Source organism: Erwinia sp. MYb375, assembly GCF_037479175.1.
Lineage (GTDB): Bacteria > Pseudomonadota > Gammaproteobacteria > Enterobacterales > Enterobacteriaceae > Erwinia > Erwinia rhapontici.
Genome location: NZ_JBBGZS010000023.1, coordinates 1,154,938 through 1,169,413, shown reverse-complemented (window position 1 = coordinate 1,169,413; position 14,476 = coordinate 1,154,938). Strand labels below are relative to the sequence as shown.

Here is a 14,476-nt window from a genome sequence, read left to right as displayed (position 1 = left end):
TGCTTTCTTCCGCGATTGATTACGCCTGCGCTGGCTATGATAACGCTAATCACTTTGCCCTGCGTAGATGCCCCCGATGGACTGAAGGGGCCGGGAGAGCCATCAGCCATGACCCAGACAGCACGCGTTAGCATTATTATTCTTGCTCAGTACCCCATGTGGTTAAACGAAGCCCTTGACAGCGCACTGGCTCAGGATTATCCCCATTGCGAAATTATCATCGCCGATTGCAGTGGCGATAAGCTGGTCGGGCAGCAGCTGGCCGCAAGACCCGATGTGACTCAGTACCCGATTACCCATCTTGTTTTTGAAAAAAATCAACCTGATAGCTATGAAGTGGCTCTTCGTGCCGCGCAGGGTGAGTATGTCAAATTACTCACACAGGCGGAAAGACTGGAGGCGGACTGTGTCAGTCGCCTTGTGGCGGGGTTGCAACGTTACCCACAGTGCCGCGTTGCTGCATCAAAACGCCAGCGCATCGATCCGCGCGGTGAAAAGCTGCCCGATATTGCCTCTACCGCACCGCTAAACGCCAACGCCTGCATCATCAACGGACGCGATTTTTTGCGCAGCCAGGCCCAGATAAGTTACAGCCTGCTAGGTGAACTCACCGCCTCGCTGCTTTACCGTGACGATCTGCTGGCCCTGATGCCGGGTGAAAACACGTTGTTTTCCCTTAATGGGGAGGCGCTGTCAGGTGTGGAAGGGCTGGTGGTTTACAGTAAACTGCTGGCGCAAACCGACCTGTTGTGGTTCCCGCAGCCGCTGTGTTGTGTGCGCTTCTCTGCGGTGTACAGACAGCCGCATCAGATCGACAGCGATGAAGATATCAGCAAGGCGCGGGAAAAAGTGCTGCAGTCGCTGAAGGCACAGCCCTGGTATGAAACGGGCGCAGCGGTTGACACTGTGCAACTGACTGAACTTGACCAGCCAGACCGCGTTGAAGCGAAGAATTTACTCAGCACGCAGCAGCAATATGTGGTGCAGGATGCGTTAAACGCCTGGAACGGTCAGCGCAGCCTGCAGCCGTTCCAGCAAAAACATTTGCAGCAGCTGGCCGCCGCGATCCCGCAGCCGGTCAACGTCGCCGTGGTGATCACCGTCACGGCAGAAAACCGTCAGAGCCTGTCGGTGACGCTGGATTCCCTGGTACATCAGGGGATGACGACGCTAAGACTGAATCCGGTGGTTATCGGTGCCGTCGGCGATCTCTCCTGCGGTTTCCCCTGCTATGCGGCGCAGGAAGAGGATCGGCTGGCGGTGATCAATCAGTTGATTCAGCAGCATGATGACGGCTGGTTTATCTTCGTCGATGCCGGAACGCATTTTCAGCCATCGGGCCTGATTGCCCTCTCGACGACGCTGCCGCAGGCTGACAGCCTGTTAGCCATTTATGCGGACGAATATTTCTATCTCGGTGATGAACCCTCCGGGATGGTTTTTCGACCCGATTTCAATCTGGATTTATTCCTCAGTTCTCCCAAAACCATGGCGCAGCACTGGCTGTTTCGCCGTGAGTTACTGGTGGCGGCGGAAGGTTTTGACCTCAATTATCCGCAGGCGGCGGAGTTGGATTTAATCGTTAAGATGATCGAATCCCAGGGGCTGAATGTGGCCGGGCATCTGGCGGAACCGCTGCTGACGGCGCGGCTGAAAAGTCGTGCGATTGTTGAAGATGCGGCGATCATTGAACGCCATCTGAATAATCGCGGCTATCCACAGGCGCAGATAGCGCTGGACAGTTTTTACAATTACCGGCTGCGCTACCAGCATCCGACACAGCCTAAAGTGTCAATTATCATCCTCGCCAACTGGCATCTGCCGTCGCTGATTAGCTGTGTGACGACGCTGCTGGAAAAAACTCACTACCTCAATTATGAACTGCTGATTGTCGCTGATGGTCAGGGAAGCGCGGAGCGCGATAGCTGGCTGCACACCCTTGCCGGTGTCGACCCACAGCGCATTCGCGTGTTGCATTACCAGGACAGCTATCAACATGGTCCGATGGCCAACCTGGCGGCAGAGCAGGCGACGGGTGACTACCTGGTGCTGATGCACTGTGAGCTGGCGATGATTGATGGTGAATGGCTGGATAATCTGCTGAATCACGGACAACGTCCGGAAGTCGCCATCGTCGGCGGTAAGCAGTTAACCTCAGAGAATAAAGTACGTCATGCCGGGTACATCCTCGGGATGAACGGTGCGGCGGGCGATGCGTTCCGTGGTATGGATGACAGCCATCCCAGCCAGCAGGGCCGTTTGCAGCTCGATCAGAACTACAGTGCGGTATCCGGCGACTTTATGCTGATCCGTAAATCGGTGTTTTTCGAGCTGGGTGGCTTCGATAGCGCTAACCAGCTGTATGACGACGTCGACCTGTGCCTGCGCGCCCGCAGTGCGGGGTATATGACAGTGTGGACACCTTACGCACGCGTCCTGCGTCCGGCTGCGCGCAGTAATCCTTTCCCGGGTGAAACCGTTCACTCCTCCAGCAAGCTTAAGCAGCTGGAAGAGGACAAGCTGTTTGCCCGCTGGATGCCGGTGATTGCTAATGATCCGGCGTTCAATGCCAATATGTCGTTAAGAAGCCGTCACTTCGATATCGAAGGGGACAGCTTACTGAGCTGGCGCCCTGCGCCACGCGAGAATGTGCCGACGTTTCTTGCCCACAATGCGGATATGACCGGCTGCGGTCACTACCGGATGATGAAGCCGTTTGAAGCGATGCAGAATGAAGGCCTGGCGGAAGGCCATGTCAGTATGACGTTGCTGAATATCAGCGAAATTGGCCGCTTCAAACCTGACAGTCTGATTATTCAACGCCGCTACTCACCGGCTTTCCATAACTGGATTGAGCGTACCGGCAAGCTGCATAACGTTTTCAAAGTCTTTGAGCTGGATGACTACATCCTTAACGTACCGATTAAACACAATAACCGTCAGCACTTTAAGCAGGAAATTACCGGGCAGTTGCGTAAAAGTCTGAGTTTCTTCGACCGCTTTGTGGTGTCCACCGCGCCGCTGGCGGAAGCCATGAGCAGCATGCATCCGCAGATTCTGGTGGTGAAAAACCGCCTTCCGGCCGATATCTGGGAGCCTTTGCACAGCCTGCGCAATCAGGGGAAAAAACCCCGTGTCGGCTGGGCCGGGGGCTCAAGCCATCGCGGCGATCTGGAAATGATCGTCGATATCATCAAAGAGTTTGCTCACGACGTGGAGTGGGTGTTCTTCGGCATGTGCCCGGAGAAACTCAGACCTTATATCCATGAATACCATCAGGGTGTGGATATCAGCCTTTATCCTGAGAAACTGGCCTCGCTGAACCTGGATCTGGCACTGGCACCGGTGGAAGACAATATCTTCAATGCCTGTAAGAGCAATCTGCGCCTGCTGGAGTATGGCGTCTGTGGCATACCGGTGATTTGCAGCAATGTCGCCTGCTATACCGATGATGACCTGCCCGTGACGCGTGTCAACAACCGCTTTATTGACTGGCGTGATGCGATTCGTATGCATCTGGCGGACCCGGATGCCAGCGCGCGGATGGGGGCTGAACTGCAAACGGCGGTGCGACGTGACTGGATGCTGACCGGGAATAACGTTGTCGAGTGGGCCACTGCATGGAGTGCGAACTAAGCCATGACCGAAAAAAATATCCCCCCGGCGATGCCTTATATCTTACTGGCACCGGGCTATAAAGAGTCTTCGCTGGGGATCCAGGTGGTTCACCGTCTGTGCCACTTGCTGAATGAAGCCGGGCACGATGCCCGGCTTATCGAGTGTGACGTCAACCCGGACTGGAATACCCCGGTCATCTCCTTTGAAGATTATCTGGACTATTCAGAGGGCGGTGAGCCGTGCATCGCGATTTATCCCGAGGTGGTCGAAGGAAATCCGCTGAATGCGCCGATTGTGGTGCGTTACATGCTCAACCGTGAAGGCGTGATTGAGCAAAACAAGATGAATGCCGCGGCTGAAGATCTTTACTTCTGGTATCGCAGTGAATTCGCCGCTAAAGCCTTTGATCCGCAAATGCTGGAGCTGGAAGCCTACGATACGTCGCTGTTCTGTGATGATGCGCCGGTCAAAGATCTTGACCTGCTCTATCTCAATCGTGTGCCGCGCAGCAAAGTTGATTTCAGCACGCTGCCTGCCGGTGTTCGCATACTGTCAATGGAAAACCCTTTGTCGTTGACGGAGCTAGCCGCGGTGCTTAAGCGCGCCCGTGTGCTGTACACCTATGAATCCTCTGGCACCTGCTTCCTCGCCAACCTCTGCGGTTGCCCGGTGGTGGCCCGTACGCTGCCCGGTTTTGAAAAACTGGCGATTACCGCAGACACGGTCAGGGATGTCGGCGGAGGCGTAGGCTGGAATGATACGCCAGAGGAGATGGAGCGCACGCGCAATACCTTACCGGCGGTCAGACAGTGGCTTTTCACCAAGCGCGAAAATGTCGCGCATCAGCTGCAGGTCTTTATTGCCCGGACACAGCAGCGTGCCGCAGAAAAACGTCAGCATTTGCCGCAGTATGATACTCAGAACGGGTTACGCCAGCGTGGCGTCACTGCGGGCCAGCGTCAGCAGATGGCGGAGAAGATTGCGGCGTTGGTGCAGCCAGCATCATTACTGATCGTAGTGCGTAACGAGCGTCAGGACAGCGCCAGCCTGGAGGCGACGCTGACCAGCCTGGCCACCTGTCGTGCCGGGTATCCCCATTTCCGCGTAGTACTGACCTCGCTGGCGGCTAACGCAGCGCGCTTGCCGGAATGGGTGAGTGTGGACACTGACAACAGCCTGTTATCACGGGCGAAAGAGCAGTGGGTACAGGTGGTCGACGCCGGTGTGCGTTTCCTGGCGGACAGTTTTTGCACCGTGGGGTTAAGTCTGAGTGACGTCCCGGACTGTTTTGCTGTCTTTGCCGATGAACGGATTGAAGAACAAGATGGCACGCAGGTCAGCGCGCTGCGACCCGATTTTAACCTCGACCTGGTATTGAGCACTCCCTGGCGCTATGCGCGCCGCTGGCTGTTCCGCCTTGATGCCGTGAACAGCATGACGATGGAGCTATCCCTCAATCTGATAGCCTGGGAACTGGAAGCGATCACCCGGTTGATTGAGCTAAAGGATATCGCCGGTATTGGCCATATCAGCGAACCGCTGCTGGTGGTGCCGCAGACATTATTGCAGCCCGATGAGATTGATATTGCCGTCATTCAGCGCCACCTGCAACAACGGGGCTACGCCGACGGGCATGTGCGGGTTAACGGCGATAAGCCGTGGCATCTCTGCTATGGCGAGACGCAGTCCCTGATGGTATCGGTCATTATTCCCGCCAGTAACAGTCTTAATGACATGCAGACGGTGGTGGATCGGATGTTGGTCAACACCTCCCACGAACTGTATGAAATTATTATTGTGCGGGATTCGGCTACTGATGCCAGCGTGAATAGCTGGCTGGACACCATTGTTGCCGCGAATATTGCCAAGATACAGGTGAGTACAATCGCTGGCATTGGCAATGATGCCGCAAAATATAACGCCGGTGCCGCAGTGGCACGGGGTGATTTTATTCTGTTAGTGAATCCCTATGTGATCGTTATTGAGAAAGACTGGCTGACACATCTTCTCAATCATGCCCAGCGTCCTGAAGTCGGAAGTGTGGGGGGCAAGATTATTTCGCTCAACCGGCATCTGGTCTTATCCGCCGGGGAGATCCTGATCGGGGAAGAACTTTGCGCGGCTGTCGGTTATGGCGCCGCCGTTGATGAACCCGGCTATATGCAGCGCCTGCAAAGCGATCAGAATTACACCGTGCTTAACTATTCCTGCCTGATGATTAAAAAAGAGGCATGGAATAACGTAGCAGGTATGGACGACAGTTTAGCCACCCTGAAACAACAGAATATTGACCTGTGCCTGAAGCTGCGCCAGGCGGGGTATATGTCAGTCTGGACACCGCACTCTATTATCGCCTGCGACGCTTATTTTCTTTACCCGAAAAGTAAACAGGTCACGGCGGAGGAACAGCAGGGTAACGCGACGTTGCGCGCTAACTGGCTGCCTCATTTGCTCCGTGACCCGGCCTACAATGATCATTTCTCGACCTTGCGTAAACTGTTTAAACCCGAATGCCGGCCCGCGTTAATCAGCCATCCGTTTGCTGACCGTCCGTTGCCGGTGGTGCTGGGAATAACGTTACCTGTTGCGGCTCATGCCCCCGAGTCTTTTCCTGCCGTCATTGATAGCCTGTCGCGCAAGAAAATAATCAACGGACTGGTTACGGAAAATGCACTGGATTATGGGCTAATCCATCGCGCCGATGCGGATGCCATGGTGATCAGCGGCGAGCTGTCCGATGAGGCGCGGGCGCTGATTATTGCCCTGAAAAAACGGCAAAGCAGCATCATCGCCCAAGTGATTTCACCGGCCTGGATTATCGCACAGGGCCGCAATGTCCCTGACCTCACGGGGATTGACCGATTGATTGTGCAAAACGCCGCCCAGGCCGAAGCGGCCCGCCAGTATGACCGGCCGGTGGTGATACTGCCGCGCAGCCTGGTCAGCTTCACACCGCGACAAAAAGGGGGCCGACGCGCCGGTGACAAACTGCGCATGCTGTGCAACACCTGCGAACTCAGCGATGCCGATATCGAACTGGTGCATAACCTGGTGCGCGAGCTGGCGGCCGAGGTGAGCTGGCAGGTGCTTGGTCCGCTGCCCACGGGCTGGGAACCCTGGATTGAGGAGCACTACCGCTATCCTGGCGATGAATATTATCTGCCGCAGCTGGCCCAGCTGGATACCGATCTGGCGATGATCCCGCGTGCCGATAACAAACTCAACCGTCTTAAAGATGACTTTAGTCTGAAGGCGTTCGCGGCCTGCGCCATTCCTGCGCTGGTCAGTGATGTCGGCAGTTTACAAGGGCATATTCCTGCTCTGCGCGTGCGAAACCGTAAAGCCGACTGGCTGGCGGCGATACGTACTGCTGCGAGTGAACGTAACGTTTTGGCTGATTTGGCCCATACCGCCCAACAGGCACTGCGGGACACGGACTGGCTGAGTGGCGAAACAATCAACCAGCATCTGCGTGCCTGGTTGCCGTGACTGGTCTTGCTGAATAAGGTTAACATCATGAAAGATAATATTTTTGTTACCAGCCCGTTGATGCCACCGCTGGAAGAGTTTATGCCCTATCTGGAGCAGATCTGGGATAACAAACAGCTGACCAACGGCGGCCCTTTTCATCAGGCACTGGAGCAGGCGCTGGCGGACTATCTCGGCGTTGAGCATATCTGCCTGTTCGCCAACGGCACGCTGGCGCTGGTGACGGCCCTTCAGGCGCTGCGGGTGACAGGGGAGGTGATTACCACGCCTTACTCGTTTGTTGCCACTTCCCACTCGCTGCTGTGGAATGGCATCAAACCGGTATTTGTGGATATTGATCCGATCACCTGTAATCTTGATCCGGCAAAAATCGAAGCGGCCATCACGCCCAATACCAGCGCCATTTTACCGGTACACTGCTACGGCATTCCCTGCGATGTGGACCGTATTCAGCACATCGCTGATAACTACGGTCTCAAGGTGATTTACGATGCGGCCCACTGCTTTGCGGTTAAACAGCAGGGCGTCAGCGTACTGAATCATGGTGATTTATCGATCCTCAGTTTTCATGCCACCAAGGTGTTTAACACCTTTGAGGGCGGTGCCATTATCTGCCCGGACGCCAAGATAAAACGCCGCATCGATTATCTGAAAAACTTCGGTTTTGCGGATGAAACCACCGTGGTCGCGCCGGGCATTAACGGCAAGATGAATGAGTTTCAGGCGGCGTTTGGCATGTTGCAGTTAAAGCACATTGATGCCGCATTAGCCGTGCGTAAAACGGTGTATGAAACCTACCGCCAGGCGCTGGCCCTGATTCCGGGTCTGACTTTCCTTGAGGCCGACGACGACACACAGTGGAACTACGCGTATTGTCCGATGTTTATTCATGAAGGGTTATTCCCTCTGAGCCGCGACCAGCTGTATCAGGAACTCAAAGATCAGGGGGTATTTGTCCGGCGTTATTTCTATCCGCTGATTTCCGAATTCCCGATGTACAAAGGCTATGCCTCTTCCGCTGCAGAGAATCTGCCCGTTGCCAGCAAGATGGCGCAGAGCGTGCTGTGCCTGCCGATTCACCCGAATCTCACCGCTGCCGAGCAGAATACGATTATTGATATTGTGATGCGCGCAAGTGGGGCGATTGCGGCCTGATTAACGCCGGGTGGGCCGGTCAACAGGCCCATCCACCACACTATTTTTTTGAAAACTGTTCCAGAAACTCACGTTCTAATTCAAGCAGCTTCTTTTTCCGGTCTTTAATCTTTTTGGCTGGCGCACCAAAATACACTCCCCAGTCAGGAAGGCTCTTGGTGACCAGCGATAATGCCCCCACGCTTGCCCCTTCGCCGACCGTTACACGAGGAAGGATCACCGTGCCTGAACCAATAATGGCATGGCGGCCTAACACCACTTCACCTGAAGTCACCTGCGTAAAGTCGGGATCAACCGTGGGGTTGGTTAAAAAGTTACCGGAGTAATCATCCGTTTTACTGTAGATTTTTACCCCCTGAGAAATACCACTAAAATCATTCATGGTGATGCCTGCACCCGCGGATAAAAAAGCGTATCCGCCGATATGAATAAAGGAACCTAAATTCAAAAATCCCTTCCCACTGGCAACGATAGTGGTATATCCGTCAATTCTGACATTATCGCCCAGGGAAATATTTTCCAGCCCGATGATGTTGCAACTCTTTGCGATGGAGATGTTTTTCCCCAATCGCTTGAAACCAAAGTGAGCTAATTCATCTTCCGTGTAATATCCAACGTCAAAAGGATTCATGTGCCACCTCTTTTCTCAATGAATTTAGGGTTGCCAGCTTCAGCTCATGGCCAGTCACTGGCTAACATCGCCCAGGGCAACATCAGGCAGGATTACACCATCGGTTTGTCATACACCGGCAACAGCTGTTTGGACACGCCACAGGTGACGGGATGAAGGCGTGAACCGGTGCCACCGGCAAGAACGATACCTTTCATAATGTGTCTTCTTTTTTATTCAGAATGTCGACAGGAGAGCAATCACTCACCACTCAGTGGAATTGTAAAATGATACGCGACGGTCAATGGCCGAAATAGGGCGAGGAAAGTGTGGTATTCAAGGCTATAGCGCAGGGGAAGCGGTAGAAAAAACGCGGTGAAAATTAAAACACCCTTACAGATTCTTAACATTCTGCCGATAACAAAACTTATTGCTACTTTTCCTTTTCCACCCATGTGCAGTGTCTGCACGGGGTGCTTATCGGCCTGCTGGGGTGTGTTGCTATGCGCTTCAATTATGACTTGTTACCTGGGGAACTGCTGCCGTTTGAGGAGATAAACGACCGCTACAGCAGGAAGTACCCCGACGATAAATCGTTGACGACCAGAGGGTTACTAAGCCCGTCAACCTCCAGCAAAAACTGGACTATCCGCGCCATCTTTGCTAGCAAAGACAGCCATATTCCGCTGGAAGATCTGCTGTTTATTACCAACGACAATGAACGTAAAAATTACCTGCAGCGCTTCGAGCACTATTTGCAGCGTCAGGAGAGTTTTCTCTATTTTCGTCGTCCGCTGGAACCCGCACCCTGGAATACCTGGAAGGTGATGGGGGAGAGCAAAGTGCTCGCGATGCTGGATCCGGCATCGATCATGGCGCAAAGCCTGTTACAGCAGCGGGGTTACACCCTGACGCTGTTACGCAGCGACGAAGATGACGAATACTGGCAACTGTATGACCGCCAGTCTCAGCCCTGTTTTGAGTACTCGCGCCAGCTGCAGTTTATTGTGGTGCTGACCTCACCGTTATTACCGCCGCCTGCGGGTGTCATCCAGGGCACGCAGGTCGGGCGGCGGGTGAAAGCCCGCCTGTGGCAGCGCGCCAGCCATCATGAGTTCAGTCATGCGGTACGTGAGCGCTATGGTGCCTGTGTGATCACCGGTACGCTGCTCACCGACGAACATGCTTGCCCATGGGTAGAAGCCTGTCATATCGATATCCGTGAGAACGAACAGGGCTTCCTGCTGGATAACAGCGCGGATAACGGTCTGTTTCTGCGTAGCGATCTGCAACGTCTGTTTACCAGCCGCAGAATGACTATCGATCCTTTAAACGGCACGGTGCATTTTCGCCGCACGTTGCAGGAAGATCAGACCCTGTTACCGTTTTACCAGGAGCTGGAAGGGAAAGTGTGTGCGCTGTGGCAACAGGTGCCGGAGAATACGCGTCAGCGTTTACTGCGCAAAGTTTGAGCCGTTCTGTACTGAGGGATCCCCGTGTCGAAAAATCGCGTCACGGGGATCGTTTGGCTCCACAAAAATGAAATAACCCGCCTTTATTACCGCTATTCCCCCAATCAATCTGCCCTACAGAAACAGATAATCGTGCCGATAACTTAATTACAGCAGGGTAGGTCAGAGTGAACGATCTATATACCGCCGATGGCGTGATGGACAAACATTCTCTGTGGCAGCGATACATACCGCTGGTTCGCCATGAAGCGTTGCGCTTGCAGGTTCGTCTGCCCGCCAGCGTGGAGCTGGATGACCTGTTACAGGCGGGAGGCATCGGGCTACTGAATGCCGTAGAGCGTTACGACGCGCTACAAGGCACTGCGTTCACGACATACGCCGTACAGCGTATCCGTGGGGCGATGCTCGATGAACTTCGCAGCCGCGACTGGGCACCACGCAGCGTGCGCCGCAATGCGCGCGAAGTAGCGGGGGCCATGCATCAGGTGGAGCAGGCGTTGGGGCGCTCAGCCACCGAGCAGGAAGTGGCTTCGCAGTTGGATGTCTCGCTGGAGGAGTACCGGCAGATCCTGCTGGATACCAATAATAGCCAGTTGTTCTCCTACGACGAATATCGTGAAGAACACGGCGACAGCGCAGAGCTGGTGACGGACGGCCATGAAGAAGCCAATCCGCTGCACCAGTTAATGGAAGGCAGTCTGCGTGAACGTGTCATTGAAGCCATCGAGGCTTTGCCCGATCGCGAAAAAATGGTGCTGACGTTGTATTACCAGGAAGAGCTGAATTTGAAAGAGATTGGCGCAGTGCTTGAGGTGGGCGAGTCCCGTGTCAGCCAACTGCACAGTCAGGCGATAAAACGCCTGCGCGCCCGGTTAACGGGAGCGCGCTGACGAAGTCAGTTTTGCACTCTCAACACCAACCGGGGAATCTCGAATGGGATCCAAAACTAAAATGAGGCCGTTGAGCCGTTATTTGAAAGACTACAAGCACAGCCAGAGCAACTGCTCGCATTGCGGAAAAGTATTAGACCGCATGGCACTGGTTTTTCGTGGTCAGATCATTAACAAAGAGGCCATCGCCCGGATGGATCAGCTGATTGACGATCAGGTCTGGTTAAAATTACAGAATGAGCTGACGGCGTTGTGCCGTTTTTGTAGCGACATTTTTTGCAACACACATCCGACTTACTTTGACATCATGGCGTTCAAACAGTACCTGTTCGAGCAGACTGAAATGAGCCACAGTACCATTCGCGAATATGTTGTTCGCCTGCGTCGTCTTGACGATATGCTCTCAGCACGAGGCTTCCCGGCAGAGCGCCTGAGTGGCCCAAGCTGGCATGAGTGCCTCGAAAATGATTTACCGGATGCGGGAAATAACAATTACCGCATTGCGTTGCGGAAGTATGATCAGTTCCTCGGCTGGCAACGTAACTGAATAGCCTTCATACTTGAAGCTGCCACTGCGTTGGCTGCGTGCGTTCACCCCAGTTACTTACCTGATGTAAGCTCCTGGGGATGATGAGCCTCATCCCTGAGGCTCACCCTGCGGGCCAGCACGAGTGCTGTTCAAATCGGTTCCTGACCGATTTGTCACGCCCTTGCCGCCTTGTTGCAACTCCAATTATTTTGGCTATTCTAAAGAGTTAATTCGAAGGTGACCATCAGGTCATCTTCTGCAACACTGTAAGGATAACCTGAACGCCTGCTATGGAGGCCGCGTTGTCCTTACACAATATTGCTAATTTTCCCCGTCTTGAACTGCTGGGTTCGCCCACGCCTTTAGAACATCTTCCCCGTCTGTCTGATTATCTCGGCCGCGATATTTTTATCAAACGTGACGATGTCACGCCGGTAGCGCTTGGCGGTAACAAACTCAGAAAACTGGAGTTTCTCGCCGCTGATGCGCTGCGTGCCGGGGCTGACGTTCTGCTGACAGCGGGGGCGATTCAGTCCAACCATGTACGCCAGACGGCGGCGGTCGCCGCGAAGCTGGGCCTGAAGTGCGTGGCGTTGCTGGAGAATCCAATTGGCACCACCGCTGAAAACTACCTGAGCAATGGCAACCGCCTGCTGCTGGAGCTGATGAGCACCGAGATTGTGATGGTCGATGCGCTGCACGCCCCGGATGCGCAGCTTGAAGAGCAGGCCACGCTGCTGGAGGCGCAGGGTTTTCGCCCTTATATCGTCCCGGTGGGCGGCTCTAATGCACTGGGTGCGCTGGGCTACGTTGACTGCGCGCAGGAAATTGCCCACCAGAGTGAAGGCGTGGTCGACTTTGCTGCGGTGGTGGTGGCTTCGGGTAGTGCGGGCACACATGCCGGGCTGGCAGTGGGCCTGGAACATCTGCTGCCGGACACGGAGCTGGTGGGGGTTACCGTTTCACGCAAGGTAGCTGACCAATTACCCAAGGTCGAGAAAATCCGTCAGGAACTGGCCCGGTCGCTGGAGATGGTGAGTACGGCCCCCATCACGTTATGGGATGACTACTTTGCGCCGCGCTACGGCGAGCCGAATGAAGAGGGCATGGAAGCGGTTAAACTGCTGGCACGACTGGAAGGGATCTTCCTCGATCCGGTGTATACCGGCAAGGCGATGGCGGGCCTGATCGACGGGATTACCCGGCAGCGTTTTCGTCGTGAAGGGCCGATTGTGTTTATTCACACCGGGGGATCACCCGCGCTGTTTGCCTATCATCCCTAAACTTTAATAAGGTTATTCTTAAAGTAAAATGTTACCTGCCTGAAATCAGAGCATATTGCGGATGAGGGCAGGAAAAACATTAAGGATTTGAAAGCATTCGGAACGCTTTCAGACGATCCTCATAGTGATCCGTAGAGTATCAAGGGATACTTTCGGGATATTATGATGAGATTGGGTTTTATTATTATGTCTGTTGCTGGCAAGCAAGAAGTCCTGTGGATTAATACCCTCAAGGGCGGGTGCATATTACTGGTGGTCCTGCATCACACCATTATTACCACCTTCATTCCCTCTTTGCAGTATCTCACGGCCGGAATGATACCGGCTGACATGTGGGTTGTGTTTAATAAATACCTCTCGCCGCTGCGTATGCCGGCCTTCTTTTTCGTCTCAGGTCTGCTGGCAGCCAGTGCCATCAGTAAAAAGAGCTGGAGCGAGGTATTTACTAAGAAATTCACCAATATTCTCTACCTCTATATTCTCTGGGGTGTGATTCAGTGGGCAAGTATCTACAATATTTCCGCCAATTTGATTGGGCAGAAACTCTCCACCGCCGTCAATGCCGCTTATGCCAGTTCGCCGCTGGAGTTCGTTAAGCTGCTGACCCTGTCGATGACCAGCCTGTGGTATTTGTATGCGCTGGCGGGTTATTTCATCGCCGCAAAGCTGTTCCATCGCCAGAAAGTCCTGCTGCTGGTGGGCGCTATCCTGCTCAACTATGCCACGCAGTTTCATCTGGTGCCTGGCTGGGGCCCGAATGGCGTGGTGCAGAACTTTGTCTACTTTGTCCTGGGGGCCTTCTTCAGCCACACGCTGGTGGAGATCAGCCAGCTGTCACGCCGTCATCTGGCTCTGTTAGGGGCGATGGTGCTGGTTGGGGTGGCGCATCATGCTGCCGGGATGATGAAAAACCCGTTCTACTGCATCGTCGCGATTGTCGCGGGTATTGTGCTGTGTCGGGCGCTAAATAACCGCTTCAATATGGGGTGGCTGAACTGGATTGGCCGCAACACGCTGCAAATCTACGTACTGCACCGCATCTTTATCGAACTGCTGGGCCTGACCATGCTGACGCTGGCGGTGAAATACGGTCTGTTCGACAACCAGGGCTTCTCACTGGCCTGGGCGCTGCTGCTGCCGATTTTCGCGGTAAGCATCACCACTTGTATCTCGCTGATCGCCTGGAATCTGCTGAATCGCGGGCCGGGTAAAGCACTCTTTATGTACCCGAGGCTGCTGCGCAAACCGCAGCCTGCGGAGAAAGTTGTTAACAACGGCTAATTTTTTCATACCTGGCCGATAAACTCGGCCATTTTTATACCCGCCATGCAGATCAGTATGACGGGTATATTTTTATCGATACCCATAAAAAATATAAAAAGACCGTGACGGAGGATGCCTTTCCCTTTTATCAACATCAGATGCTCACA

Annotated in this window: 9 protein-coding genes and 1 pseudogene; 8 read left to right on the top strand and 2 right to left on the bottom strand. The window is 54.1% G+C overall.

Annotated features, from left to right (window positions below; genetic code table 11):
* Nucleotides 1-108: 108 nt before the first annotated feature.
* The 3 genes from WH279_RS18275 to WH279_RS18265 are packed head-to-tail and all read left to right on the top strand — an operon-like array spanning nt 109 to nt 8,262.
* Entirely contained in the window at nt 109-3,636 is a 3,528-nt protein-coding gene (locus tag WH279_RS18275; protein WP_339457938.1) for a glycosyltransferase, read from the top strand.
* A gap of 3 nt (nt 3,637-3,639) precedes the next feature.
* Nucleotides 3,640-7,107 (top strand): glycosyltransferase, encoded by a 3,468-nt coding sequence (locus WH279_RS18270; protein ID WP_339457937.1) that lies wholly within the window; start codon nt 3,640-3,642, stop codon nt 7,105-7,107.
* Nucleotides 7,108-7,134: 27 nt separating this feature from the next.
* On the top strand, nt 7,135-8,262 hold the full coding sequence (locus tag WH279_RS18265) for a DegT/DnrJ/EryC1/StrS family aminotransferase (RefSeq protein WP_200643280.1): 1,128 nt from the start codon (nt 7,135-7,137) through the stop codon (nt 8,260-8,262).
* A 40-nt stretch (nt 8,263-8,302) separates the two neighbouring features.
* On the opposite strand, the gene WH279_RS18260 is transcribed toward WH279_RS18265, so the two are convergent.
* Together WH279_RS18260 and WH279_RS18255 are read right to left on the bottom strand one after the other, a co-directional pair.
* Entirely contained in the window at nt 8,303-8,893 is a 591-nt protein-coding gene (locus tag WH279_RS18260; protein WP_339457936.1) for an acyltransferase, read from the bottom strand.
* 95 nt (nt 8,894-8,988) lie between these two features.
* Nucleotides 8,989-9,090, bottom strand: a pseudogene (locus tag WH279_RS18255) (sugar phosphate nucleotidyltransferase); the annotation flags it as partial.
* Between the two features lie 285 nt (nt 9,091-9,375).
* Here WH279_RS18255 and WH279_RS18250 point away from each other — a divergent pair.
* The 5 genes from WH279_RS18250 to WH279_RS18230 all read left to right on the top strand — a co-directional run bounded on the left by WH279_RS18250 (nt 9,376) and on the right by WH279_RS18230 (nt 14,327).
* Nucleotides 9,376-10,344: an HNH endonuclease signature motif containing protein gene (locus tag WH279_RS18250; RefSeq protein ID WP_339457935.1), complete on the top strand. Its 969-nt coding sequence runs from the start codon at nt 9,376-9,378 to the stop codon at nt 10,342-10,344.
* A gap of 167 nt (nt 10,345-10,511) precedes the next feature.
* The gene (locus tag WH279_RS18245) at nt 10,512-11,234 is read left to right on the top strand and encodes an RNA polymerase sigma factor FliA (RefSeq protein WP_062742546.1); all 723 of its coding nucleotides are present in this window, start codon (nt 10,512-10,514) and stop codon (nt 11,232-11,234) included.
* 43 nt (nt 11,235-11,277) lie between these two features.
* A complete protein-coding gene (gene fliZ, locus WH279_RS18240; protein ID WP_200643273.1) occupies nt 11,278-11,781 on the top strand; it encodes a flagella biosynthesis regulatory protein FliZ in 504 nt (167 codons plus the stop codon).
* A 284-nt stretch (nt 11,782-12,065) separates the two neighbouring features.
* Nucleotides 12,066-13,046 carry a D-cysteine desulfhydrase gene (locus WH279_RS18235; RefSeq protein ID WP_339457934.1) on the top strand — a complete coding sequence of 327 codons (981 nt, stop codon included), beginning with the start codon at nt 12,066-12,068 and terminating at the stop codon, nt 13,044-13,046.
* Nucleotides 13,047-13,232: 186 nt separating this feature from the next.
* On the top strand, nt 13,233-14,327 hold the full coding sequence (locus WH279_RS18230; protein WP_133842132.1) for an acyltransferase family protein: 1,095 nt from the start codon (nt 13,233-13,235) through the stop codon (nt 14,325-14,327).
* The last annotated feature ends 149 nt before the right edge of the window (nt 14,328-14,476 follow it).